Origin of the sequence: Exiguobacterium sp. s11 (assembly GCF_018619015.1) — a bacterium.
GTDB lineage: Bacteria > Bacillota > Bacilli > Exiguobacteriales > Exiguobacteriaceae > Exiguobacterium_A > Exiguobacterium_A indicum.
Window position 1 is genome coordinate 283,225 of sequence record NZ_JACSNF010000001.1, and the last position, 21,512, is coordinate 304,736.

Here is a 21,512-nt window from a genome sequence, read left to right on the forward strand (position 1 = left end):
TTTTGTATTCATCAAATCCGTCGATTGACAAATATTAATATGATTGGAAAGAACAGGATTTGCCCTCCTAATGCTAGCAACAGAGCAAATTGAATGTCTTTTATGATCGACAGATTGACGAGAATCAAGATCAAGAAAAGATATCCGATACTTACGAGATAAGCGATATGTCCACTACGGATTTTAATCTCTCCTTGGCGCTCATCATACGGTTCGTTCGGTGAGAAACTCACCGCTGTGATGCGTGAGGCAATACCTGCTAAAACCAGGACGATACCTAGTGTTTTCATTTCTGAAATCTCCATCGTCATGTATATCCCTATTCCAATTAAAGCAAGATTTAACAATATATTTAATCGCTTCATGCTGTTCCCTCCTCGCTCATTCGATTCGGTGTAAAGATGTCTTCGATTCGCCGTTCAAACAGATCAGCTAGTGTAAACGCGAGGTCGAGTGACGGATTATACCGCTCTTTTTCGATGGAAATGACCGTCTGACGCGACACGTTCAATCGTTTTGCCAGTTCGCCTTGCGACCAACCTCGTTCTTCGCGCATCTCCTTGACCTTATTTTTCATGATTTCACCTCGTAGTCCCACTATATGTAAATAACACACTACTTGTCAAGTTTCCTTTACACCCTCTTCATACGCTCCCACATGATATACCGATTGTCTCTCCCGACCTGAATCAATCCCGCTTTTTCGAGTACTCGGATTGATGCTTGATTCGTCGACTCCGTCTTCGCAAGTACCCCTGTCACTTCCGTTTGTTCAAACGCCCATTCAATCAATGCTTGAACTGCTTCCGTCGCAAACCCTTGATTGAGATACGCTGGTAACAGACCATAACCGATTTCGACCGCTTGTCGTATGTCCGGCTTCCCCTTGAATCCGATATCCCCGATTACTTAACCATCCTTTGTCATGACGAGCCAGCTGCACCAGTATAATGAGGAATCTGACGCTATTGACATCAAATGCTGCTGAACTTCCGGTCCGTTATCGTAGTGCTGTTGTTGTAAATGTGTCACGTCATTCGCTGTACACGGATGAATCGTCAATCGCTTTGTTTGAAGGGTTATCATTACTTTGTCTCCTTTTTTAGGTTTGCCACCACTGTTGTAGGTAACGTTGGATATACCAACAAACGATAAAAAGACTTGTTGCACCGAGTACACTGTAAAAAACAGGAATACCTAAGCGGATCAATCCATATAAGACGGCAAGCAATAAGAACGTCGCTGGTAATCCGAGTAACACACTCTTTAAGAATGTACTCAGTTCTGCCCGTTCACTTCCCTGTTTAACGAGCCAGGCAAAACTGATCAGACTGACGACGGGCAATGCAGACAACACACCACCCAGTGACGGTGAACGCCGAGCGACTTCCGTGACGAGACCGATGACCAGTGCGCTCGACAGCACTTTAACGAGAAAAGCAGTCATCTGCCGCCTCCCGCAACAATCGAAACGCCTGTTCAATCGCCTGTTGGTCTGTTTTTGACATCGTAGCAAGGACTTGATTCAACCGTTCAGGATCGAGTTCCGTATGACGACGAACGATTGTATCCCCCAAGTCTGTCAAACCAATTGTCACTTGGCGCTGGTCTTCTAGATTCCGTTTTTTTTCGATATAGCCTAATCCCTCCAACTTTTTGACGTGCTCAGACGTCGTATTATGTGAGAGGCGAAATGCCTCGGCAATCTGCTTGATCGTCGGATTCATCGCAAATTGGATGTATTGCAAAATACGCACACTTTGGTGAGACAGGTTTTCTTCGAACCGTGGATGTAATTGATAATAAATTTTTGCAAATTCAGCTGAAATCATAATGCTCCCCCTTATATCGTATAATCCGAATATATCGTAAATTACGATATATAACCAGAGAAAGAGGTATTTTCATGAAAAAAGTGTTAGCTACTATCGTATTGGTCATTCTTTTTCTCAGTGGATGCTTAGCGGAGACGACGATGACAACGACGGACCTCATCGCGGCGGAAGCCATTGAACAAGATCAAGACGTCATCCGCTTGAACGATCGCGTGTACCGACTAGATCAGGTAGTAACCGTCTCGAGTCTTTCTTTGACTCCTGGTCCACGTGTCCAAAAAATAGCATCCGAAAAGACGCTCAAGGACGGCATGGCAACTCGTCTTAAGAGCGGTACGGTCATCTATCAAGAAAAAGATGATACGATGTTTTTATATGTGCAGCGAAACAAGAAGTGGTATCGCTATCAATCCATCCCTGAAGGATGAGGAGGAGGAAGACAGATGAAGTATCCAACGACATTGGGCACGAAAAATGGCTACATCCACAATCCAACTTCCGCTGAAGCGATTCCTGTCCGTTATCGTGCCGTGATTCAGGACGTCGTCGCCTATGTACAAACCTTATCCGCGTTTCATGGCGTGTACTTGTATGGCAGCGTCGCCAAAGGAACGGCGCGTTCCTTTGAATCCGACCTCGATTTTACACTGATTTTGACAGAGCCGTTGACGGAAGAAGAACACATGCAGTTAGATGAACGGACAGAAGACTGGTTGAAGGACTATCCATTCGTCACCAAAATCGATTATGACATCGGTCTGCTTGGCGACGTCATACGGGATGACGAAGCACTTCGTTGGGGCGTCTGGTTGAAATCCGTCAACTTGTTTCTGGCAGGCGAAAATCTCCAAAGTCGATTTCCGTCCCTTCGTCCGACACGCGCTCTTGGCTTCGCATTAAACAGTGGGCTATCCGAGCAGTTGAGGTCTGATCTATCACGTCTAGAGAAAGGGCAAGTCACCTTGCTTGATTCGGATTCGATCGTGAAACGGATTGTTCGGAGCGCCTATCACCTCATCTTAGAGGAAGATCAAAGCTTCGTGCATGACCTCGAGACACTCCGCCCGATCCTGCTTCATTATTTCCCTGACGAACCGCGCTTTTTGTCACTGTTCGCCGCATACGATACAGACCAAATCGTTTCGCTAGAAGATGTCCACTACTTTGTGGACTGGTTCGCGTCTCGAATGCCGGACGAATCAATTCTTTAATCGAAACAGACCAGTCCACAGTCCAGCATGACCAAATAATGCCTCTGGATTGTCGACGGGTTTCATTTCCGTTAGTTCGATGACGTCGAATGCATCGAATATGGAGAGTAATCGCTCTTTCGTATAGCCGAGTCCGCCTTGGAGACTATTTTCTTGATAGACTTCCCAGTCTGTCAACGTCGCCCCGCCAAGCGGACCGCCCGCAACAAAACACGTTAATCCGAAATATCCTCCTGGTCGCAACATCTCCTTCATTCGCGTCACGTAGGTCAAACGTCGATGTGGCGCCATATGGTGAAAACAGCCTGAATCGTAAATGAAATCATATGTATTCTGTTCTGTCGTCTCTAGAAAATCTTGCTTTCGAAACGCAACGTGCGCTCCAGTCTGTTGTGCTTGTTCCGTTGCCCATTCTAACGCGGTTGATGAGAGATCCAGTCCTGTCATCGAGAAACCGTGTGCTGCGAGATAGATCGCATTTCGCCCCTGTCCTGTTCCGAGATCTAACGCGTCACCTGGCGAGATCCAGCCCTGTTCGACGTAGCGAACTAAGTTCTCGTCAGGAATGTTTTTAAAAAACGGGATCGGTTTCGTCCGATCTTCATAAAACTTGTCCCAAAACGGTTCTGGTTCACGCAATCGCGCATCAAGCATCTTTAAAATATCCTCCATCGTATCAATCGTCTGTGTTTCTGTCATTGATCAGTTCCCCCTCTTTTCTTCTATAATATTGTATTCGTGTTCAACCTCTTATTTTCCTGTATTTCTCGGATGAAAATGCGCTATTTTTCTTACCTTACGATATTGTTAGTATGTTCTCGCAATCGCCCATGCTACACTAGCCTTTAATTGAAACAACCATTCAAAAGGGAGATATCTTGCATGCGTCAACATCCGACTTCCACTTCCACCTTAGCAACGGATGAGAAGATCATCCGCTTGATTCAAGGTCTTCATCAAATGCACCATTCACCTATGAAAGCTACCCATTATCAAAAGTTAGCAGCTCAACTTCCTTATCCTTCTCTTGAAGAGATCAATGCCCGATTCGGTTCGTGGGCACACCTGTTAGAACGAGCTGGAATCGTCAAGACTTCCCATTTATCGACGAAAGAACGCATGACGTTAAACCGTCCCGCCGCGGTTAAGCGAACGAAACGGTGGTCGATCGAAGAGAGCGTCGCCTTTTATGTCGCACAAAAAGGAACGAACATGACGATTCGCTCCTACACAGAATTACGAGATTTACACCCAGAGATGCTAAGCGCAAATACGATCATTCGTCGTTTCGGCACGTGGAAAAATGCCTTAGCGCACTTCGACCTCACCTCGAACGGCTTCTTCACCGATCAAGACTGCTTAGACGCTCTTCAACAAGCTGCAGCCACACATGGACCACTTCTGACGAGTCAACAATATGCTAAGTGGGCGCGTGCGCATCAAGCACCTTCACTGACGTTGTTGATTGAACGCTTCTCCAGTTGGCGCGAAGCTTTACGTCGTCTCGAAATCGAATAAAAAGGATCGTGCCCGCTGATTGATTCGACGGGACACGATCCTTTTTGATTATTGTGTTGGCAATCGTAAGAGCTCATGATCCGCCCCTTCAGCGCATTGGCGTAACGTATAGACCGACTGTTCCTTCTCGCTTGTCTTGACGAGTCTCTTACAGACTTCGTTTTTACGATCATCGTCTGTTGTACCGAATTGATCACGCGATGAATCAGACGTGTATTGATACGACTTTCCATCATACTTGACGTCATACAATACTGGGTCTCCTTCAGTCGTAAATGCCGTGATGCGGATCTGATCTGATTTGCCTTGCGTTGACTTCTTTAAAAAGGACTCGAATCGGTCGCTGTTCGTAACATCATTCTGGACGATGATGTCGCCATTCTCTTTCGCCTCTTCCAACGTATATTTTCCACAACCGGCTAAACAAAGCAGACATACTATAAGACCGAGCTTCCGCATCCTTCACCGACTCCTTCTCAACGTTTCGTTAATAAGCGATCAAGGCGATACAGTTGCGACGTAAAGCCCTCCTTCATCCCCATACCGAGCACTTCTTGCAAGGCTGCTTCTGTCTCATAGGTCGACTCGAAGACAATCAACGTCGTCTCCCCGAGGTCGAGGAATGTCGTGACATTTTCGCTACCCGGTAAATGTTCAGAGATCGCCCCTGACGCGTCCGAGAAATAATCGGCATGACTATACGTGTTCGGAGAATCGATGTGTCTGAAAATCGCTTTCCCCCACGACTCCATGCCGTAAAAGTCACCTTGCGCCGGATCAACACAGCGCATGCAATAATGCCATACACCACCTGGTTGAAACTCAAACGTCTTGATCATCGTCTCCCAGCCTTCCGGTCCCCACCACGCTTCGAGTTGCTCTTTTTCTGTGAATGCAGCAAAGACATTATCTCGAGGAGCCTCACATGTCCATTCCATTCGTAAAGTCTTCCCCTCAATCGAGGTCTTCAATTCCTTTTTCATTCGTCCCGTCTCCCTTCACGTTCGACTGAATCTGCTTCAAATGTGCGTCTAGACGATGCATGCGGGCTTCCATTTGTGCAAGCGAGTTGCTCCACATGACGAGCTCTCGAAACGTTTCTGGGCGAAGGCTATACAAGCGACGATTCGCCTGCCGTTCGACAGTGATTAGTTCCGCGTCAAGCAACAGCTTTAAATGCTTCGAGGTTTGCGGTTGGCGTAAGTGTAGTTGTTCAGCTAACTCATTGACGGAGCGAGGACCATTTCGTAACGCTTCGATGAGTTGAATCCGTGTCGCGTCTCCGAGAGCTGAGAATCGTATTGGTATCCGATCATTCATATCCGTTCACCTCTTTATTTTATATATTCCCAATTTAGAATATTCCAAACTAAGAATATAAAAAATGCAAAATGATTGTCAGATGCGTTCAAATGGCGTAAGTTCTAAACAACCTGTATGAAAAGAGCGTGAACCAATGAAGACCGAATGGATGGAAGCATTCCTCGTCACCGCGGAGACCGGCAGCCTGACGAAAGCAAGCGAAGTACTGCATATGACGCAACCGGCGTTAAGTAAACAAATCAAAAGTCTTGAGAGTGCACTCGACGTCTCGTTGTTACACCGTTCGGCACATGGTGTCACGTTGACGACTGCTGGCGAAATCGTCTTTGAAGAGAGTCGTGAACTGCTTGACCGGATCGATCAGATGAAACGACGAATCGGTACGATCGACGAACGGACGACACTGACGCTCGGATCATGGCCAAGCGTCGCGATGACGTATCTCCCCCGTCACGTCTCGCGTCAAGCGACGGCCCCGGATCTTAAGTTGAAGACGGCGCATACGACGATCGATTTGATGCAAGGTCTTGAAGAACGCCGATACGATGCTGTCTTACTCGACGATCGTCACCATGTCCATCCGTATCATACGACCCATTTGTATACGGAGAACTTTTTACTTTATGTCCATCAAGACGATGAACGATTCACAGGCTGTACGTCTGTGGCGTTTGAGCAAATTCGTGACGCCTCTTTCTTGTCGCTTCCGATCGATTGCGATTCGACGAACATCCTAAAGGACGCGTTCATCGAGCGAGGTGCCGTCTACCAAGCAGAAAACGAGATGGAATTCGGTTCAAGCGTCCTCGGTTTCATCCGTGCAGGGCTCGGTATTGCCCTGTTGCCGGAGATTTTCCAAGACGGACTATCCCCAGAAATCAAGACGTTACCGGTCGACGGGTTTGATGTCGTCCGTGAATTGTCACTCGTCTCACGGGACGCCTCTCATCATGCGATTCTGCTTGATTTACTTGGTCAGTCGCGCTGAAGGTGCACTTGTAGTTCATGCCTCAGCCCATCGACTTGATCTTGTGAAATCGCCGAATCCGGTGTGTCACCGTACCGGACGAGATGGTAGATCGATGGATCAAGCGTGACATCAATCCGTTGTAACCATTCGCCGACCGTCTCTTCGGAGCGGCGGCGTTTTTGTCGTGTCAGTTGCCGATCGAACGTTTGTAACAGACGGCGAATCTCTGACTCTGATTCTTCACCAACAAGTGTTTGTCGTGTCGAACGATTTGGGGAAAACACCGGCGGCGGCTGCATTAAATCGTCGATTACATTCTCTCGTTTGCGTCGTTTTCGCAAACGCTTCAAGAAATAACGCACACTAAAGATGACAATCAGTAGTATGACAAGACCGATGACGCCGTAAAAGGTAGCAACACCTAAGGCATCCTTATCCGCAAATCCCCCGCTTTGGATGTCCATTTTTTGCTTGGTCGGTTTTCCTTCTTCTTTCCCGCCTCCATCAACCATAAATCGGGCTTGATAGGTTGCCGGATCATAAAAGAAATAACGATAAACTTCTGTACCGACTAGTTGAATAGCAGCAAGGCTCACGAGTGCTATACATAATGTCACAACTAAACCACGCTTCATCTCATCCCTCCTTTTCAATATTTTACCATCTCTACTTTACTATGGAGTGATTTTTCTTTCTTTTCAGTCAATTTTTCATTAGAGTAAGTGATGACTCTCAATAAAAGGACGTGACATCATGTATCTTCCAAGTTTTTCGTTAACCGATCAGACATTTCTCATCACAGGAGCTGGTCGAGGCATCGGACGTGCACTCGCCATCGGGATGGCAGAAGCCGGTGCCGACATCATTCTCGTCGCCCGGACGGAACGCGATTTGAAGGAGACGGCACAAGAAATCGAACGACTCGGTCGAACGGCTTACATCTTCCCGTGCGACATCACTGACCGGAAACAAGTCGTCGAGACGGTAGCTCGTGCTTACGAACAAGTACCGCAGATTGATGGGCTCGTCAACAATGCTGGAATGAACATTCGTTCGAAGGCACTCGATGTGACGGAAGACGAGTGGGAAACGATCCAGCAGACCAATCTGAAATCTGCTTTCTTCTTTGCTCAAGAAATTGGGAAACGGATGCAAGAGACAGGTGGAAGCATTCTGAACATCGCCTCGGTTGCTGGTCACGTCGCCTTACGGACCGGCGTCGTGTATGCGACGACGAAAGCGGCAATGATTCAGATGACGAAAGTACTGGCGCTTGAATGGGGACCACGAAACATTCGTGTCAATGCGATCGGACCGTGGTATTTTAAGACACCATTAACGGAACCATTGCTGAAAGATCCTACATACCTGCAAGAGATCGTTGACGTGACACCGCTCGGTCGGGTCGGTGAATTAGAAGAACTGGTTGGACCAGCTGTCTTCTTATCGTCTGCTGCTGCCCGTTACGTGACCGGGCAAACGCTTTATGTCGATGGTGGGATGACGATTAAAGGTTTTTAAGACAGAAGAAGACGGATGCGCATCTGTCCATCCATCTTATCGTATCTGAAAGGAGCTTCATCATGTCAAAACGGATTGCACTCGTCTCTTGGTGGCTCGCGTGGCGCCGGACGTGGCATCGCCTATGCCTTAGGTGACGCCGGAATGATCGTTTACGTCACGGGACGAAGTACGAATGAACAGACGACGGATCATCGAAGCGAAACGATCGAAGAGACGGCTGCTGGTGTCACGGCACGCGGCGGACTCGGCATCCCGATCGTTTGTGACCATACGAGTCTTGACGATATCGATCGTCTGATTCAGCAGATCCAGCACCGCCATGGTCGAATTGACCTCCTCGTCAATTGTGTGTTCGGTGGTTCGGAAAGCCACTTACCGTCTGGAACCGGACGACGGTTTTGGGAGCGACCACCGGAACATTGGGACGCGATGATGTCTGCCGGTCCAAAAGCGTACTTGTGGACGATTCGAGCCGCGATGCCATTACTGCAACAGAGTCCAGCTGCGCTCGTCATCAATCTGACGTCATTCACTCCAGATCAGGTGTCTGGAAACCTCTATTATGATTTGGCGATGCAAACGATTAATCGAATGACACACGTCATGGCACTGGAGTTAGCTCAGACGACCATTTCTGTCATCGCGCTGTGCCCCGGTTTTATGCGAACGGAACGGGTCGTCGATGCTGGATTCGCGAGTGCCGCGACTGAATCGACGACCTATATCGGACGAGCCGTTACAGCGCTGATGGCGGATGACGATGTTAGCCGTTATTCTGGACAAGCCATCTTCGTTGCCGATCTCGCGAAGACCTATCACTTTACGGATCAGGACGGAACGCAGCCACTACCTTTTTAATTACTTTAATCGATGAATTAACTAGTTTTCAATCACTCACTTCCGTTCCGGTCGTGCTGGATCAAAGACTTCTTTCGCATCAAAGAATGGATCGAGTATGCTCGTATTTCCAGCAACTGCTTGACGTAAACGAATCCCATCAACGTTGATTCGAGCTTGGCGGAAGTAGTCGGGTCCAACTTGCTTCCACGCATGTTGACTCGCATCGACATTGAAGAAATAACGGAAACCGCTATCGATGAGCAAACGATATTTCTCACCCGAATACTCATGCCAATCCCCGACATCACTGCCATATGGATAAATCAGTTGCGTCGTTTTTCCGATCAGCGGAGCAACGTCCTGTTTGTAGCGTTTAAGATCCGCGCGAATCGTCGTGACTGATTCTTTCCCGACCCAAATATGTCCGTACGTATGACTCGCGAACTGCCAGCCATCCTTTTTTAATGCGACGGCGGTCTGTTTCGCTTGTTTTCGTGCCGTTTCGACCTGTTTATCGTGTCCGTATTGGTTGTAGGAGGAACGATACCCGAGCACCCCATTATAAACTGTAATACCGAGCAACCCTTTTGCTCCTTTATAGGAAAAGTCAGGATGCGACTGGACGAACGCTTCGACGATCGGTACGAGATCATAAGCACCATCGGGTTTTCCGACCATCGTGTTGACGATTTTGCCATCCTTCACTTTTAAATTCTTCGCAAATCCATCGCCTTTCATGTATTCGTAATAATTGACATCGTCCTGCGAAAGCACGAGCGGGTGTTTTCCTTTTGGTAAACGGACGGGTGTCTCGACGATCTTCCTGTTCACCTCTTTTGCTAAATCTGTTGGTCGGACGAGTACGTAGTTGTTTTTGTACAACGCATCTAAAATCCGTTCGAACTCCTGTTGTGTCACCATGTAATCATCGTATCCCGCTTCCTTCCGGTCGCCATCAAATGCTTGGTTTGGATCAGCAATCAATGAATGGAAAAAGAGATGTGGCACAGGTTTCGTCACAGGCAGGAGCGCCTGCTTTTTCTGTTCGTATTCCTCTTCCCTCTGTTTCGTCTCTTTTGCGCGGACGGGTTTCAACACTTTGATCGCCCGGTCATAATCGTACTGGGCAGCGTAACGATCAGCACGCTGTATCGTCTTTTCTATGTATGCCTGTTGCGAAGCTTGTCTTTTTTGCTGTGTCTCTCGTGTTTTTTCCGACTTTTTCTCGCTGACTTCGCTTTCCCCACATCCACTTAGTAGCAGACTCAGCGCCACACCGCCAATGATCCAGTTCCGTCTCATGTTTTTCGACTCCTTCATCAATTTTGACGTTTTCATTCCCCTCTATTCTAACTGTTCCCGATTGTTCAGTCGATTAACTACTTTTTGAGTCATTCCGTTTCGTTATGACTGCCCATCCAAAGCGGAACTTCCACTCACTCGTCTTGAGGTGTTTAATAAAGGACGTAATGAAATTCGCGGAGGTGCAACAAGATGATTGAAAAGAACTTAATTAATGGTGAATGGTACGATACGACAGAAACGATTCCGGTCTACGACCCAGCAACGAAAGCATTGCTCGGACATGTTCCAGCAAGTTCAGCGGAAGACGCACAACGTTCCGTTGACGCAGCGAGCGAAGCATTCGTTAAGTGGTCAAATGAAACAGCAGACACACGCGCGAATTTAGTCGACGCCTGGTATCGCTTGATCAATGAAAACCGCGAGGAACTCGCCCGCATCATGACGACGGAACAAGGGAAACCGTACGTCGAAGCACTTGGCGAAGTCGATTACGGCAATCAATACGTCCGTTGGTACGCTGAAGAAGCACGTCGGATTTACGGTGAAACGATTCCGGCTTCTGTTCCAGGGAAACGACTCTTCGTCGAAAAAGAACCGGTCGGTGTCGTCGCAGCGATCACACCATGGAACTTCCCAGCAGCAATGATCACACGCAAACTCGCACCGGCTCTTGCAGCAGGTTGTACAATCGTCCTTAAACCATCGGAAGAGACACCGTTTACGGCACTTCGCCTCGTTGAACTAGCAGAAGAAGCAGGTATCCCTAAAGGTGTCATCAACGTCCTAACAGGTGACGCAGCAACAATCAGTGGCGTCTGGCAAGCCGATTCCCGTGTCCGGAAAATCACGTTCACAGGTTCAACAGCCGTCGGGAAATTGATCATGCGTCAAGCAGCCGATACGATGAAAAAATTGTCACTTGAACTCGGTGGTCACGCACCCTTCATCGTCACGGAAAATGCGGATCTCGATAAAGCCGTCGAAGGCGCGATGCGCTCTAAATTCCGAAATGGTGGACAAGCGTGTGTCGCGACGAACCGTTTCTACGTGCAAGCGTCTGTTCTTGACGCATTCACGGAAAAATTCACAGCAGCCGTCAAACAACTGCAAGTCGGGAACGGGATGGACGCTGACTCGACAGTTGGTCCATTGATCAATGCGAAAGCCGTCGCAAAAGTCAAAGCACACATCGATGACGCTGTCGCAAAAGGGGCAACGATCCTGACTGGTGGTACGATTGACGAATCGGTCGGCTACTTCGTCACTCCAACCGTGCTTGCCAATGTCACTGAAGACATGCTTTGCATGCAGGAAGAGACGTTTGGTCCGCTCGCACCGATCTCTGTCTTTGAGACGCTTGATGAAGTCATCGAACGGGCGAACAACACACCATACGGACTTGCGGCTTACGCGTTCTCTGAACGCATCGATGAAGCATTGATGCTCGGAAAACGACTCGAATACGGGATTGTCGGTCTGAACGATGGCGCACCATCTGCTGCACAAGCTCCATTTGGTGGCTATAAAGAGAGTGGTCTTGGCCGTGAAGGTGGCGTCTACGGCATCGAAGATTATCTCGAAGTCAAATACTTGTCGCTCGGTTAATCAATTAAACATTTCGTTTGAAACAAACGATCTTTACCCATAGGTCACCCCTCATTTCTTGAGTGAAATGAGGGGTTTTTGTTTGGCATGCTTACATACTATTTTGTAAGGTATGATTGAATTCAAATGATTATACGAAAAGGAGTGATTTAAGAATGGATGTCATCACCTTCGTGCAACAAGAACAGAACAAACACTACATAACAAGACCTGCTGTTTATGCGGTCATGCGCAACTCTCAAACAGGTAAAATTGCCGTCATTCAAAAAAAGGACGGTAAGTTGTTTCTTCCAGGTGGCGGTATCGAGACCTATGAGACGTATGAAGACTGTCTTAAAAGAGAGGTACTAGAAGAAACGGGGATGGACATCGAAATCGGTGATTTCATCGGACGAGCCAATCAACATTTCTATTCACAAAACGAAACGGCATATTATTTGAACGAAGGGCAGTTCTATCGTTGTGATGCTGGGCAGAAAGTACAAGATCCGATTGAGGATGATCATGCCTTACGATGGATCGACCCGGTTGAAGCAATCGAACATCTATTTCACGACCATCAACGCTACGCAGTCCAAAAGACGCTATACATGATTTAAATCAAGACGCACAAAAGGAGCACGATTCTCTTTTTCAGAGAAAACGTGCTCCTTTTAAATATGTGACAAACGAACAGTCTCGTTGTTATTCGACGTATTCGTAGAGAACGACACTCTCGATGTAGTGAATGAAGCGACGTAATTCCTTCTCCTCTTCGTTCGAGAGATCCCCTTCTTTCGACATATTCGCGATTTCAAGACGCTGAACTTCGATAGCTTTCAAGCAAAGTTCTTCTTTTTGCTGATCGACGTCCTTGCCACCGATTGGTGACGACCAACGCGTATGTTTGAAGCGAAGTCGTTTATAGAATTCCAGCACACTTTGAACGACGTCTGGTGGGTACGATGAGCGGCAATTCTCGAGACGTTCGATCACTGTGCCCATTACCTTTTCATACAGTTCATGCTCGACTTGTGTCATTTGAATCAACGCGTCAGATGACATGTTCGATCGTTTCCGCTTCCACCACAATTTTCGAATCGGTTGGACGATTTGGAAACGCGAATCCTTGCCGATCGCCTTACGACGGTTTTCGATCGAGCGGAAGACATCCTTCTTCAACAGATCCGGCACCTTGTGCTCAGCGACGAAACGTTTTGATTCTTCCTTTTCCCACTGGACGGCTTCCAGTCGCAGTGCTTTCAATTGATCATTGAATTGATCGAGCTCTTCCTGACTTTTTTCCTGTGCCCGAAGCAACCGAAGCATGACATGATACTCATTAAGGAGATCAAACGCAACGACCGCATTGTCTTCGTCCGTCACTTGTTTGATTTCTGAGATTGCACGGCGAATCATCCGTTGTTTTTGGGCATTCAGGTCGAGTGCGATCGGTGTAGCCGCTTCTCCCCGGTTCAAGACCGGTAAGAGAATCGTTGCGAGAACGAGTGTATAGATGATGACTCCCGCTGCAAGGAAGATGATCAATGAGCGTTCCGGGAAGGCTTCGCCGGACTCCGTCAAGAACGGTAATGACAAGACCCCGACCATCGTGATCGTTCCGCGAACCCCGACCAGTGTCGTGATTAAATCTTGTTTGAAGGACGGTCGACGATGATCGCGGTCCTCTTTTTTAAAGAACCGATGATCGAACCAATTGAAGAACATCGTCCAGACGAGACGGATCGCGAGAATGAATGAACCGATTTCGATGACATATAGCATGAGACGCCAGTTGTTGATCGCATCATCTGCAAAAATCTCGCGTGTCGCTTCTGGCAACGTCAAACCAAGCAATAAGAAAATGATCCCGTTTAACGTATACGCAATCATCGTCCAGATGTTATCCGTCAACGTCTGCTCTTGTGCAAAGAACGTTTCCGTCCGTTCTTTGATCAAGGCATGCAAGATACCACCTGTCACGACGGCGATGACGCCTGACGCGTGAAACCCTTCTTCGGCGATGAAGAAGATGATGAACGGCGTTAAAATTTGCAGCAAAGCATAAAAGACGACATCTTCAATGCCGGCGCGACGCAAGCGTACCTTAAGAAAGTTCATCGCGAGCGAAATCGTCAATCCGATCAATGCTCCGACGATGAACATGTAGAAGAACTCCGTCGTTGCACTTTGAAGCGAGAAATACCCTGTGACGACAGCAGCGACCGCATAACTGAACGCAACTAATCCTGAAGCGTCATTGATCAGTGATTCTCCACGGACGAGTGTCAGAATCTGTTCTGGAATCTGGACACGTTTCGCGATCCCGTTGACGGCAATCGGATCGGTCGGCGATAAAATCGCAGCTAAAGCAAAGGCAGCAGCGACTGGAATAACTGGAATCAACCAGTTGATGAAGTACCCTCCGACGATCGTCGTCAACAAGACGAGAATGATCGCGTTCCCGAAGATCGCTGTCCGCATCCGCCATAAATCTTCTCGTGGGAAGTGAGAACTATCGTTGTAAAGTAACGGTGCGATGAATAAGAGGAGGAACCACTCGGATTCGACCTCGATTGTCAAACCACTCATCAGGAGAGCGGCGACGGTTCCGGCAATGATTTGAATCAAAGCCGTTGGGATGAAACGGATGTAATGTCCGATGACTTGCGTCAATAAAATAAGCGCAAGCATCAATAAAATCAATGATAGTGTTTCCATGGAAGACCCCTTCCTCTATTGTTTCTTTCTACCTATATCCTAACATAGTTTTTTAATCAATCCTGTCCGAGCGCTTTATCGGACCGTTGCACAGCAATCATTTCTGCTGCTTGACGAATCAAATGCTCCCTAAGTTCGAGTGGTTCAAGGACTCGCACTTCCGGACCGAGCCGCATCAATTGGCGTCCGAGATACGGCAGTTCGGTTTCCGGAACCAACCATGTTCGTTCCGACTGAATTGGTAAAATCCCTTCTAGCAACCGTTCGCCTAATGGTGATACTTCCAGTTTTAACGTCGTCATCGGTACCCGTGTCATGTCTTGTTCCAAATCTGAAAAGGTTAACTCGGTTGCTGGCAACTCATGAAGCGTCACGTCTTTGATCCGATCAACACGGAACTGGCGATACCCTCGATTCGTCTGTCCATAGAAGTACCAGCGATTCTGTTCGAACGATAAACCAATCGGATCTACGACGATCATGCGTCGTCCTTTTGTCGTCTCATAGAGAATATTCCCCATCCGTCCGCTCTCTAACAAGTCGAGTAACGCAGGATTTTGCGGCGACGGTGGTGTATCGACAGCTTGAAAGCGAAAGCGGTCTTTCCATTTTACGATCTGTTGCTCCGTCATCTTCGGTAACTCGTTCGCATAGCGTTCAGCGACTTCCTGACGAATCGTTCCGAATGGAAAATCAGGAATCTGACTAATCCATTCCAGAAGGATGAAGAAGACAATCGTCTCTTCATCCGTCAAAACGAGTGGCGGCATGTTCCGATGTGGCAACATCCGGTACCCCCCTGCTACGCCAGGTTCGCTATAGATTGGATAACCATTTGCTTCAAGTACCGTCATGTCTCGTTGAATCGTCCGGATCGACACCTGACATTCTTCCGCGAGCATCCGTGCAGAGAAGTGTTCGCCCCGGTTTAACAAGCGTACTAAACGCCATTGTCTCGTATTCATACAGTTCCTCCTATAATGACGACATCTTTTGTCGTCATTATACGCTAAGATGAAGTCACACGATGCAAAAGGAGGAATTATGGATGTCACAACCTACGACCGTTCTTTATATCGCTTGTAGTCTTGACGGGAAAATTGCCAGACTCGATGGTTCACTTGATTGGTTATTTGCCGTTGCCGGAGACGGGGATAATGGTTATCAAGCGTTCTATGATCAAGTCGGTGCCGTCATCATGGGACGAAAAACATATGATGAAGTCCTACAACTCAGCGAGACATACCCTTACGCAGATATTCCGAGTTATATCTATAGCCGGACGCAACGAACGTCTGAGACGGTCACCTATACGGATGAACCGCTCGATCAACTGCTCGACCGGATTTCGCCAACGATCGAAGGTAACGTTTGGCTGATCGGTGGTGGCGAGTTGATTCAAGAAGCGTTGCGCTTAAAGCGCATCCGCTCGATTGAACTGGCGATCGCCCCTGTCATCCTTGGAACAGGTATCCCGCTGTTTCCGGAAGGAACGAGTGAAACCAATCTTCGTTTGACAGCGAGTCGCCATTCGGGACAATTCCTGATGGCGACGTATGAAGTCTTGACTTAAACAACAACAACCGGTTCGGGAAAGCGAACCGGTTGTTCGTTTATATCAGTCAGGCATTTTTCTTCGTCTTTTTCGCTTTTGGTTCCGTCCACTTGAAGATTTTATTCATGACGTTGTAAATCCGTTTTGATTCCTTCGTCATCAACGGTCCGAGAATGGCGAGAATCAAGACGTATAAAGCAGAGAATGGTGACAAGATGTCCATCAACCCACCAGCGATTCCGAGATTCGCGACGATGATCGAGAATTCCCCACGCGAGACAATCGTCAAGCCGATGTTCGAGGATGCTTTGTGTGACAAGCCTGCTTTACGCCCCGCAATCATACCGGCCACGTAGTTCCCGATGATCGTGATGACGACGGCACCGAGTGCGAGCCAGACGGCGTCAAGTAACATCGTCGGATCGATGCTCAATCCGAAACTGAAGAAGAAGATCGCACCGAAGAAATCACGGAATGGTACGACGAGATGTTCGATCCGCTCACCTTGGTCGGTTTCTGAGAAGACGAGGCCGAGTAACAACGCCCCGATTGCTTCTGCAACATGAATCGTTTCTGAGAATCCGGCGATGAAGAACAAGGCAGCAAAGACGACGATGATGAAGACTTCATCCGAGGCGATCTTCAGCATCTTATTCAAAAGCGGTGTTGCCTTCCGAGCGACGATGAAGAACAACAACATATAGCCGAGGGCGATCAAGATCGATGTGAGGGATGCGAGTAATGTCGTCCCACCACCGAGAAGCAGTCCCGATAAGACCGACAAGTAGACAGCGAGGAAAATGTCCTCGAACATGATGATTCCAAGAATCAATTCCGTCTCCGTGTTACCAGTCCGGCGGAGATCAACGAGGACTTTCGCCACGATCGCACTCGAGGAGATCGTAATGATTCCGGCGATGACGAGTACTTCATAGAGTGGGAATCCGGCGATGAATCCATAGAGTAAACCACCTGTAAAGTTAATCGATAAATAGATCGTTCCGCTCGTGACGATCGATTTTCCAGACCGGATCAACTTACCGATCGAGAACTCGAGTCCGAGATAGAACAAGAGGAATAGGACGCCAATTCGTCCGAGGAAACTGATGAACTCAGCACTTTCAATGAACTTGAAGTCTAGTATCCCGATTGTCGGAGCGTGCGGTCCAACAATCATCCCGAGAATAATCAGAAACGGGATGATTGAGAAATTGAGTCTGTTCGCGAGCACTGCCGCGATCGCCACTAAGATAAGCGCGGTACCGACTTCAAATATGAGATGATCCATATATTATCCGCCTCCTTCGATTGAGAATAATGCTTTCGTGATGTGACGGACGTTTTGACGTTCTCCTGACAGGACAATCGTATCTCCCGCTTCAAGGCGCGTTTCTGGTCCAGGATTTAACGATTTCGAACGGTCATGTTTAAGCACTGCAATGATCGAGATGTCATATTGGTTACGGACATCGAGTTCCCCAATCGTTCGATTGTTGACCTTTGAATCCTGACCGACTTTGAACCACTCGATGACGAGATCATCAAACGCGAGTTCAATTTTTTCAAGATCCTTTGGCTTATAAGATAATCCTCCGAGAATCCCTGCCATCTGACGAGCTTCTGCATCATTGAACGTCACGCTCGAGATGCTCTCATCAAAATCATCGTCATCATAATGATGCATTTCGCGTCGTCCGTCGTCATGGACGATGACGACCACCTTATCTCCTCGTGTCGTGATGCCTTCGAACTTCCGTCCGATTCCTGGTAAATCTACTTCGCGCATATCCATCTGTTATTTCCTCCTTTTTTTGTTTTTACAAATGATGATTTGCTTTGTGGATGAGTGTCTTGAACGTCTCATCGCTCAATATATCTTGAAGGTCATGCAGCTGTTTCAAATCCGCTTTCGCCATGATGACAAACCCGTCCTCCTCAATGAATGCCACGCGATCTCCTTCCTCCACTTGCAAGGCCTGCCGAATTTTTTTGGGGATGGTGATCTGTCCTTTTGACGTTAACTTTGATAGCTCCATCACGAACTTCCTTCTTTCTGTGTTTTTCTTGTATTCCTTACTTCCTTACTTTTCTTATTTCCAATATAACATAGTTCTAAACTTATTCCGAGTGTTTTGCTTTGAATTAAAATTTAAAAATCGATTTTCTTTTTGTTCAACCGTATGCATACGATTATTTTCAAGACATCTTACAATAAACATAGAAAAACGCATCCTAATCTAAATGGATGCGTTCTTCGTCTTATTGTTATTCGGAGGTGATTTTATGTCGCAATTATTTTTAATTGCGTTTGTAATCTATATTTTATCGTTGAACGTGGCAGCAATCTATCTTATCTATAAACGAATCGTACCAGCTGTAGTCGCCGGCTTAACAATTCTCTTCCTGATTCCAACCGTCAGTTGGACCGTCATGGTACTTTTTGTATTCGCTTTATTCGTTACACCAGTCATGGATTGGTTTGAAGGTTTAGAAAGTCTGATTAACCTGATGTGGATTGGTCTGCTGAACGGATGCTGCTACATCTTATTCGGGATCGTCAAATGGGTCATTTCAATGATTCGGAGATGATTCTTTGGTCGGAACAATCTTTAGCCCTTTTTCACCTAAGTGATGGAAGGAACGTTCAATCGCTGTTTCGATATATCCATCCAATTGACACGGCAACAAGATATCATATTCTTGTGGCAGAACGGTTCGTCGATCCTCCTCTACCTCTCTAATGAAATGCGGAAGTGCTTTCCATCTCGACTGCACACTCACTTCATGAAGCGCTCCGTTGATCGCTTGTTCATTCCAGTTCACGAACGGAGCAATGCGTGTATTGTACCGCCTGAAGTCATCATGATACCTTGAACCAATCGAGGCTTCAGCTATGATCGCTTGCAGTAACCACCCCATATAAAAACCGCGTAACCAAATATCATCCGCTATCAGATGGACGTAATAGCCACTTCGAAAAGATGGATTCCAAGACGCCGAGTCTCTCCAAAACGCTTCGTAGTCAATCGCTCGTGTTCCGCTCGCTAATTCACCCGTATAATAGTGGGCTTGCTCCTTCTCGTCGTGGCGTGCATCAGGAGCGATCGTACCTATAAGGAATCGAGCAGGGTCTAGTTCCGGAAGTAACGTAATCAATCGTTGTCCGATGTAGGCATGCATTAGTCGTGAACCCATCGCTTACTTCCCTTCGTAATCGCTACGCGTGATCGCGTAAATTTTTAAGTCCCAGAAACGCTCTTTAACGAATAAAGCACTCCGCGAGATCCCTTCGAACGTCATACCGATCTTTTCCATGACACGAGCAGATCCATCATTCGCAACAAAACAACGGGCATGCATGCGCTCGAGTCCGAGTGTCTCAAAGCCGTACTGCACGAGACGCGCTGCCGCTTCCGGCATCAAACCTTTCCCCCAGTACTCGCGCGACAGCGCATAACCGAGTTCTGCTTGCTGTTGCTCAAACGAGACTTTGATGAAATCAATCGTTCCGATGACTCGTCCGTTCGTTTTGTCTTCAATCGCCCAAGGTGCCGGATTCCCTTGTTCGTATTGACGAAGGATGTGATCGACGAATTGTTCAGAATCCGTGAGGCTTTTATGCGCATGCCAGCTGACATAACGCGCCGTCTCTTCATCTTTCGTGTAGGCATAGATATCTGCTGCATCTTCTGTGCGAACCGGTCGCAAACGAAGTCGTTCCGTTTCAAGTACAGGCAAAGCTTGATATAAATCGATGGTCGTTAACATGATTGAACCCTTCTTCCTTTGATTTTTTCCAAGTATACCCACTCTTCCATAAAAAGTATAGAGATATACGAAAACGTTATCTGAATTTTCTGGTATACTATTGGAAAATGATGTAAGAAAGGATGCTGTCATGTCTTCTCGGGAACGAATCCTCTTAAGTGCGCTCGGTATTTCACAGTTTGGTGACTTCATTTATCTCGTTGCGATCAACGTATACATCTATCGCTTGACCGGCTCTGCGTCAGCCGTTGCTGCGCTTTGGATCATCAGTCCGGTCGTCTCTCTCGTCATCAAGTCGTTCGCGGGAAGTTGGGTCGACCGATCCGACTTACGTCGACTATTGATTCAGACTGATTTGTTGCGTGCTTTCTTAATCGGTATCATGCCATTTCTACCACTATCGTTGCTTTACATCGACTTGATCGCCTTAGCCATCATCAAAGCGGTCGTTGAACCGGCAACGTTGACCTACATCACGACGCTTGTTCCTCAAAACGATCGGGCGTCGTTCAATGCCTATCGTAGTCTGATCACGTCTGGTGCCTTTTTGATCGGGCCTGCTCTCGCTGGAGGACTGCTCTATGTTGCTTCTGCTGACGTTGCCATTTGGCTCAACGCTGTCTCGTTTTTCGGATCAGCTGTCCTGCTGATGCGCTTGCCGCGTTTTACTGCTGCGGTCGAACGAGGGATGCGGCTGCAAGACATTATATCCGATTGGCGGCTTGTCTATCAGTTCAGCAAAAGTGCACGCTACGTGACCGGATTGTATATCCTCGCGATGCTGATGATGATCGCGACACTTGCGCTTGATACACAAGAAGTCATCTTTTTACAGCGAAGCATCGGGTTATCGGAAACCGACTATGGTTTACTGATGAGTCTGACTGGGATTGGTTCCGTCTCCGGCAGCTGGGTCGTCGCTCGCTACGCTAAAACCCTCTCCATTCGGACGATGCTGACGATCGGCTATGTATTTGTCGCTGTCGGTTACATGCTGTATGCGAATGCGAATTCGTTTTCGATCGTCTGTACTGGTTTCTTGTTGCTCGGTAGTTTTCACGCATTTGCGGGAACCGGTTTCTTGACGTTCCAACAGACGAATATTCCACTCCACTTAATGGGACGCTTTACGAGTCTATACGGTGTCGGCGTCAGTCTGCTACAGATTCTAGCGATCGTCGCGATCGGTCTGCTCGGTGACATCTGGTCGATTCGTTTCAGTACGATTCTATTTGCCGGTCTCCTCGTGATCGTGACAATCTGTTTCCTTGGATTGGTTCTCCTCCCGCGCAAGCAACAGTATTTCGCAACGAACGAGATCAACGAAGAACGACATGCCTAAAAAAACAGGGAACCCC

At 47.5% G+C, this 21,512-nt stretch carries 30 protein-coding genes; 11 read left to right on the forward strand and 19 right to left on the reverse strand.

Features of this window, described 5'->3' with window-relative positions:
- Positions 1 to 11 precede the first annotated feature (11 nt).
- The 6 genes from KNQ12_RS01775 to KNQ12_RS01800 form a co-directional block, all read right to left on the reverse strand.
- Positions 12 to 290 (reverse strand): hypothetical protein, encoded by a 279-nt coding sequence (locus KNQ12_RS01775; RefSeq protein ID WP_214746006.1) that lies wholly within the window; start codon positions 288 to 290, stop codon positions 12 to 14.
- 71 nt (positions 291 to 361) lie between these two features.
- Positions 362 to 577 carry a helix-turn-helix transcriptional regulator gene (locus KNQ12_RS01780; protein WP_251055691.1) on the reverse strand — a complete coding sequence of 72 codons (216 nt, stop codon included), beginning with the start codon at positions 575 to 577 and terminating at the stop codon, positions 362 to 364.
- 56 nt (positions 578 to 633) lie between these two features.
- On the reverse strand, positions 634 to 906 hold the full coding sequence (locus KNQ12_RS01785; protein WP_214728335.1) for a GNAT family N-acetyltransferase: 273 nt from the start codon (positions 904 to 906) through the stop codon (positions 634 to 636).
- A 3-nt stretch (positions 907 to 909) separates the two neighbouring features.
- A complete protein-coding gene (locus KNQ12_RS01790) occupies positions 910 to 1,086 on the reverse strand; it encodes a hypothetical protein (RefSeq protein ID WP_214746009.1) in 177 nt (58 codons plus the stop codon).
- A 16-nt stretch (positions 1,087 to 1,102) separates the two neighbouring features.
- The gene (locus tag KNQ12_RS01795; RefSeq protein WP_251055692.1) at positions 1,103 to 1,447 is read right to left on the reverse strand and encodes a DUF3147 family protein; all 345 of its coding nucleotides are present in this window, start codon (positions 1,445 to 1,447) and stop codon (positions 1,103 to 1,105) included.
- Positions 1,428 to 1,832, reverse strand: coding sequence for a MarR family winged helix-turn-helix transcriptional regulator (locus KNQ12_RS01800; RefSeq protein WP_214746012.1), 405 nt, complete (start codon positions 1,830 to 1,832; stop codon positions 1,428 to 1,430). The genes KNQ12_RS01795 and KNQ12_RS01800 overlap by 20 nt, the downstream gene beginning before the upstream one ends.
- A 74-nt stretch (positions 1,833 to 1,906) precedes the next feature.
- Here KNQ12_RS01800 and KNQ12_RS01805 point away from each other — a divergent pair, with 74 nt between their 5' ends.
- Together KNQ12_RS01805 and KNQ12_RS01810 are read left to right on the forward strand one after the other, a co-directional pair.
- On the forward strand, positions 1,907 to 2,263 hold the full coding sequence (locus KNQ12_RS01805) for a hypothetical protein (RefSeq protein WP_023468468.1): 357 nt from the start codon (positions 1,907 to 1,909) through the stop codon (positions 2,261 to 2,263).
- 15 nt (positions 2,264 to 2,278) lie between these two features.
- Positions 2,279 to 3,046, forward strand: coding sequence for a nucleotidyltransferase domain-containing protein (locus KNQ12_RS01810; RefSeq protein ID WP_023468469.1), 768 nt, complete (start codon positions 2,279 to 2,281; stop codon positions 3,044 to 3,046).
- Here KNQ12_RS01810 and KNQ12_RS01815 read toward each other — a convergent pair.
- On the reverse strand, positions 3,035 to 3,745 hold the full coding sequence (locus KNQ12_RS01815; RefSeq protein WP_023468470.1) for a class I SAM-dependent methyltransferase: 711 nt from the start codon (positions 3,743 to 3,745) through the stop codon (positions 3,035 to 3,037). The two genes, KNQ12_RS01810 and KNQ12_RS01815, sit on opposite strands and share 12 nt — an antisense overlap.
- A gap of 183 nt (positions 3,746 to 3,928) precedes the next feature.
- Here KNQ12_RS01815 and KNQ12_RS01820 point away from each other — a divergent pair, with 183 nt between their 5' ends.
- Positions 3,929 to 4,564: a homing endonuclease associated repeat-containing protein gene (locus KNQ12_RS01820; protein WP_050677254.1), complete on the forward strand. Its 636-nt coding sequence runs from the start codon at positions 3,929 to 3,931 to the stop codon at positions 4,562 to 4,564.
- Positions 4,565 to 4,612: 48 nt separating this feature from the next.
- Here KNQ12_RS01820 and KNQ12_RS01825 read toward each other — a convergent pair whose 3' ends face one another.
- The 3 genes from KNQ12_RS01825 to KNQ12_RS01835 are packed head-to-tail and all read right to left on the reverse strand — an operon-like array spanning position 4,613 to position 5,884.
- Positions 4,613 to 5,023, reverse strand: a complete 411-nt coding sequence (locus KNQ12_RS01825; protein WP_055968344.1) for a DUF4362 domain-containing protein — start codon at positions 5,021 to 5,023, stop codon at positions 4,613 to 4,615.
- A gap of 17 nt (positions 5,024 to 5,040) precedes the next feature.
- Entirely contained in the window at positions 5,041 to 5,502 is a 462-nt protein-coding gene (locus tag KNQ12_RS01830; RefSeq protein WP_251055693.1) for an SRPBCC family protein, read from the reverse strand.
- 16 nt (positions 5,503 to 5,518) lie between these two features.
- Complete coding sequence (locus tag KNQ12_RS01835) at positions 5,519 to 5,884, reverse strand: ArsR/SmtB family transcription factor (protein ID WP_055968349.1); 366 nt, start codon at positions 5,882 to 5,884, stop codon at positions 5,519 to 5,521.
- A 136-nt stretch (positions 5,885 to 6,020) separates the two neighbouring features.
- Here KNQ12_RS01835 and KNQ12_RS01840 point away from each other — a divergent pair, with 136 nt between their 5' ends.
- Positions 6,021 to 6,875, forward strand: coding sequence for a LysR family transcriptional regulator (locus tag KNQ12_RS01840; RefSeq protein WP_035397093.1), 855 nt, complete (start codon positions 6,021 to 6,023; stop codon positions 6,873 to 6,875).
- Here KNQ12_RS01840 and KNQ12_RS01845 read toward each other — a convergent pair.
- Positions 6,863 to 7,492, reverse strand: a complete 630-nt coding sequence (locus tag KNQ12_RS01845) for a hypothetical protein (protein WP_035397091.1) — start codon at positions 7,490 to 7,492, stop codon at positions 6,863 to 6,865. The genes KNQ12_RS01840 and KNQ12_RS01845 overlap by 13 nt on opposite strands.
- A gap of 118 nt (positions 7,493 to 7,610) precedes the next feature.
- On the opposite strand from KNQ12_RS01845, the gene KNQ12_RS01850 reads away from it, so the two are divergent.
- Both KNQ12_RS01850 and KNQ12_RS01855 read left to right on the forward strand, forming a co-directional pair.
- On the forward strand, positions 7,611 to 8,378 hold the full coding sequence (locus KNQ12_RS01850; RefSeq protein ID WP_214746014.1) for an SDR family NAD(P)-dependent oxidoreductase: 768 nt from the start codon (positions 7,611 to 7,613) through the stop codon (positions 8,376 to 8,378).
- A 15-nt stretch (positions 8,379 to 8,393) separates the two neighbouring features.
- On the forward strand, positions 8,394 to 9,239 hold the full coding sequence (locus KNQ12_RS01855) for an SDR family NAD(P)-dependent oxidoreductase (RefSeq protein WP_214746017.1): 846 nt from the start codon (positions 8,394 to 8,396) through the stop codon (positions 9,237 to 9,239).
- Between the two features lie 36 nt (positions 9,240 to 9,275).
- Here KNQ12_RS01855 and KNQ12_RS01860 read toward each other — a convergent pair whose 3' ends face one another.
- A complete protein-coding gene (locus KNQ12_RS01860) occupies positions 9,276 to 10,523 on the reverse strand; it encodes a polysaccharide deacetylase family protein (protein WP_251055694.1) in 1,248 nt (415 codons plus the stop codon).
- A gap of 192 nt (positions 10,524 to 10,715) precedes the next feature.
- Here KNQ12_RS01860 and KNQ12_RS01865 point away from each other — a divergent pair, with 192 nt between their 5' ends.
- Positions 10,716 to 12,131: an NAD-dependent succinate-semialdehyde dehydrogenase gene (locus KNQ12_RS01865; RefSeq protein WP_058264915.1), complete on the forward strand. Its 1,416-nt coding sequence runs from the start codon at positions 10,716 to 10,718 to the stop codon at positions 12,129 to 12,131.
- Positions 12,132 to 12,286: 155 nt separating this feature from the next.
- Complete coding sequence (locus KNQ12_RS01870) at positions 12,287 to 12,730, forward strand: NUDIX hydrolase (protein ID WP_214746019.1); 444 nt, start codon at positions 12,287 to 12,289, stop codon at positions 12,728 to 12,730.
- Between the two features lie 85 nt (positions 12,731 to 12,815).
- On the opposite strand, the gene KNQ12_RS01875 is transcribed toward KNQ12_RS01870, so the two are convergent.
- Positions 12,816 to 14,831, reverse strand: a complete 2,016-nt coding sequence (locus KNQ12_RS01875; protein WP_023468480.1) for a Na+/H+ antiporter — start codon at positions 14,829 to 14,831, stop codon at positions 12,816 to 12,818.
- A gap of 56 nt (positions 14,832 to 14,887) precedes the next feature.
- A complete protein-coding gene (locus KNQ12_RS01880; RefSeq protein WP_214746022.1) occupies positions 14,888 to 15,796 on the reverse strand; it encodes a helix-turn-helix transcriptional regulator in 909 nt (302 codons plus the stop codon).
- 83 nt (positions 15,797 to 15,879) lie between these two features.
- Between KNQ12_RS01880 and KNQ12_RS01885 the strand changes: the two genes are divergently transcribed.
- Positions 15,880 to 16,404, forward strand: coding sequence for a dihydrofolate reductase family protein (locus KNQ12_RS01885; RefSeq protein WP_023468482.1), 525 nt, complete (start codon positions 15,880 to 15,882; stop codon positions 16,402 to 16,404).
- Between the two features lie 49 nt (positions 16,405 to 16,453).
- On the opposite strand, the gene KNQ12_RS01890 is transcribed toward KNQ12_RS01885, so the two are convergent.
- Genes KNQ12_RS01890 through KNQ12_RS01900 form a run of 3 tightly spaced genes read right to left on the reverse strand, consistent with a single transcriptional unit; the run spans position 16,454 to position 18,422 of the window.
- Positions 16,454 to 17,674, reverse strand: coding sequence for a cation:proton antiporter (locus KNQ12_RS01890; protein WP_023468483.1), 1,221 nt, complete (start codon positions 17,672 to 17,674; stop codon positions 16,454 to 16,456).
- Positions 17,675 to 17,677: 3 nt separating this feature from the next.
- Positions 17,678 to 18,178: a cation:proton antiporter regulatory subunit gene (locus KNQ12_RS01895; protein ID WP_023468484.1), complete on the reverse strand. Its 501-nt coding sequence runs from the start codon at positions 18,176 to 18,178 to the stop codon at positions 17,678 to 17,680.
- Between the two features lie 25 nt (positions 18,179 to 18,203).
- The gene (locus tag KNQ12_RS01900) at positions 18,204 to 18,422 is read right to left on the reverse strand and encodes an AbrB/MazE/SpoVT family DNA-binding domain-containing protein (protein ID WP_023468485.1); all 219 of its coding nucleotides are present in this window, start codon (positions 18,420 to 18,422) and stop codon (positions 18,204 to 18,206) included.
- 247 nt (positions 18,423 to 18,669) lie between these two features.
- Between KNQ12_RS01900 and KNQ12_RS01905 the strand changes: the two genes are divergently transcribed.
- The gene (locus KNQ12_RS01905) at positions 18,670 to 18,975 is read left to right on the forward strand and encodes a hypothetical protein (protein ID WP_035397073.1); all 306 of its coding nucleotides are present in this window, start codon (positions 18,670 to 18,672) and stop codon (positions 18,973 to 18,975) included.
- Here KNQ12_RS01905 and KNQ12_RS01910 read toward each other — a convergent pair.
- Positions 18,958 to 19,581: a hypothetical protein gene (locus tag KNQ12_RS01910; protein ID WP_214746023.1), complete on the reverse strand. Its 624-nt coding sequence runs from the start codon at positions 19,579 to 19,581 to the stop codon at positions 18,958 to 18,960. The genes KNQ12_RS01905 and KNQ12_RS01910 overlap by 18 nt on opposite strands.
- 3 nt (positions 19,582 to 19,584) lie before the next feature.
- Positions 19,585 to 20,154, reverse strand: coding sequence for a GNAT family N-acetyltransferase (locus KNQ12_RS01915; protein WP_214746025.1), 570 nt, complete (start codon positions 20,152 to 20,154; stop codon positions 19,585 to 19,587).
- Positions 20,155 to 20,284: 130 nt separating this feature from the next.
- Here KNQ12_RS01915 and KNQ12_RS01920 point away from each other — a divergent pair, with 130 nt between their 5' ends.
- Positions 20,285 to 21,496 carry an MFS transporter gene (locus tag KNQ12_RS01920; RefSeq protein ID WP_055968362.1) on the forward strand — a complete coding sequence of 404 codons (1,212 nt, stop codon included), beginning with the start codon at positions 20,285 to 20,287 and terminating at the stop codon, positions 21,494 to 21,496.
- Positions 21,497 to 21,512 lie beyond the last annotated feature (16 nt).

Excerpts from the sequence above, each read along its gene's own strand:
- KNQ12_RS01900 (WP_023468485.1), bottom strand. The coding sequence starts at position 18,422 with ATGGAGCTATCAAAGTTAACGTCAAAAGGACAGATCACCATCCCCAAA.
- KNQ12_RS01885 (WP_023468482.1), top strand. The coding sequence starts at position 15,880 with ATGTCACAACCTACGACCGTTCTTTATATCGCTTGTAGTCTTGACGGG.
- KNQ12_RS01825 (WP_055968344.1), bottom strand. The coding sequence starts at position 5,023 with ATGCGGAAGCTCGGTCTTATAGTATGTCTGCTTTGTTTAGCCGGTTGT.
- KNQ12_RS01850 (WP_214746014.1), top strand. The coding sequence starts at position 7,611 with ATGTATCTTCCAAGTTTTTCGTTAACCGATCAGACATTTCTCATCACA.
- KNQ12_RS01855 (WP_214746017.1), top strand. The coding sequence starts at position 8,394 with ATGCGCATCTGTCCATCCATCTTATCGTATCTGAAAGGAGCTTCATCA.
- KNQ12_RS01910 (WP_214746023.1), bottom strand. The coding sequence starts at position 19,581 with ATGGGTTCACGACTAATGCATGCCTACATCGGACAACGATTGATTACG.
- KNQ12_RS01920 (WP_055968362.1), top strand. The coding sequence starts at position 20,285 with ATGTCTTCTCGGGAACGAATCCTCTTAAGTGCGCTCGGTATTTCACAG.
- KNQ12_RS01790 (WP_214746009.1), bottom strand. The coding sequence starts at position 1,086 with ATGATAACCCTTCAAACAAAGCGATTGACGATTCATCCGTGTACAGCG.
- KNQ12_RS01880 (WP_214746022.1), bottom strand. The coding sequence starts at position 15,796 with ATGAATACGAGACAATGGCGTTTAGTACGCTTGTTAAACCGGGGCGAA.
- KNQ12_RS01875 (WP_023468480.1), bottom strand. The coding sequence starts at position 14,831 with ATGGAAACACTATCATTGATTTTATTGATGCTTGCGCTTATTTTATTG.
- KNQ12_RS01840 (WP_035397093.1), top strand. The coding sequence starts at position 6,021 with ATGAAGACCGAATGGATGGAAGCATTCCTCGTCACCGCGGAGACCGGC.
- KNQ12_RS01830 (WP_251055693.1), bottom strand. The coding sequence starts at position 5,502 with ATGGAATGGACATGTGAGGCTCCTCGAGATAATGTCTTTGCTGCATTC.
- KNQ12_RS01805 (WP_023468468.1), top strand. The coding sequence starts at position 1,907 with ATGAAAAAAGTGTTAGCTACTATCGTATTGGTCATTCTTTTTCTCAGT.
- KNQ12_RS01815 (WP_023468470.1), bottom strand. The coding sequence starts at position 3,745 with ATGACAGAAACACAGACGATTGATACGATGGAGGATATTTTAAAGATG.
- KNQ12_RS01800 (WP_214746012.1), bottom strand. The coding sequence starts at position 1,832 with ATGATTTCAGCTGAATTTGCAAAAATTTATTATCAATTACATCCACGG.
- KNQ12_RS01860 (WP_251055694.1), bottom strand. The coding sequence starts at position 10,523 with ATGAGACGGAACTGGATCATTGGCGGTGTGGCGCTGAGTCTGCTACTA.
- KNQ12_RS01890 (WP_023468483.1), bottom strand. The coding sequence starts at position 17,674 with ATGGATCATCTCATATTTGAAGTCGGTACCGCGCTTATCTTAGTGGCG.
- KNQ12_RS01865 (WP_058264915.1), top strand. The coding sequence starts at position 10,716 with ATGATTGAAAAGAACTTAATTAATGGTGAATGGTACGATACGACAGAA.
- KNQ12_RS01820 (WP_050677254.1), top strand. The coding sequence starts at position 3,929 with ATGCGTCAACATCCGACTTCCACTTCCACCTTAGCAACGGATGAGAAG.
- KNQ12_RS01810 (WP_023468469.1), top strand. The coding sequence starts at position 2,279 with ATGAAGTATCCAACGACATTGGGCACGAAAAATGGCTACATCCACAAT.
- KNQ12_RS01780 (WP_251055691.1), bottom strand. The coding sequence starts at position 577 with ATGAAAAATAAGGTCAAGGAGATGCGCGAAGAACGAGGTTGGTCGCAA.
- KNQ12_RS01835 (WP_055968349.1), bottom strand. The coding sequence starts at position 5,884 with ATGAATGATCGGATACCAATACGATTCTCAGCTCTCGGAGACGCGACA.
- KNQ12_RS01795 (WP_251055692.1), bottom strand. The coding sequence starts at position 1,447 with ATGACTGCTTTTCTCGTTAAAGTGCTGTCGAGCGCACTGGTCATCGGT.
- KNQ12_RS01870 (WP_214746019.1), top strand. The coding sequence starts at position 12,287 with ATGGATGTCATCACCTTCGTGCAACAAGAACAGAACAAACACTACATA.
- KNQ12_RS01895 (WP_023468484.1), bottom strand. The coding sequence starts at position 18,178 with ATGGATATGCGCGAAGTAGATTTACCAGGAATCGGACGGAAGTTCGAA.
- KNQ12_RS01845 (WP_035397091.1), bottom strand. The coding sequence starts at position 7,492 with ATGAAGCGTGGTTTAGTTGTGACATTATGTATAGCACTCGTGAGCCTT.
- KNQ12_RS01905 (WP_035397073.1), top strand. The coding sequence starts at position 18,670 with ATGTCGCAATTATTTTTAATTGCGTTTGTAATCTATATTTTATCGTTG.
- KNQ12_RS01915 (WP_214746025.1), bottom strand. The coding sequence starts at position 20,154 with ATGTTAACGACCATCGATTTATATCAAGCTTTGCCTGTACTTGAAACG.
- KNQ12_RS01775 (WP_214746006.1), bottom strand. The coding sequence starts at position 290 with ATGAAAACACTAGGTATCGTCCTGGTTTTAGCAGGTATTGCCTCACGC.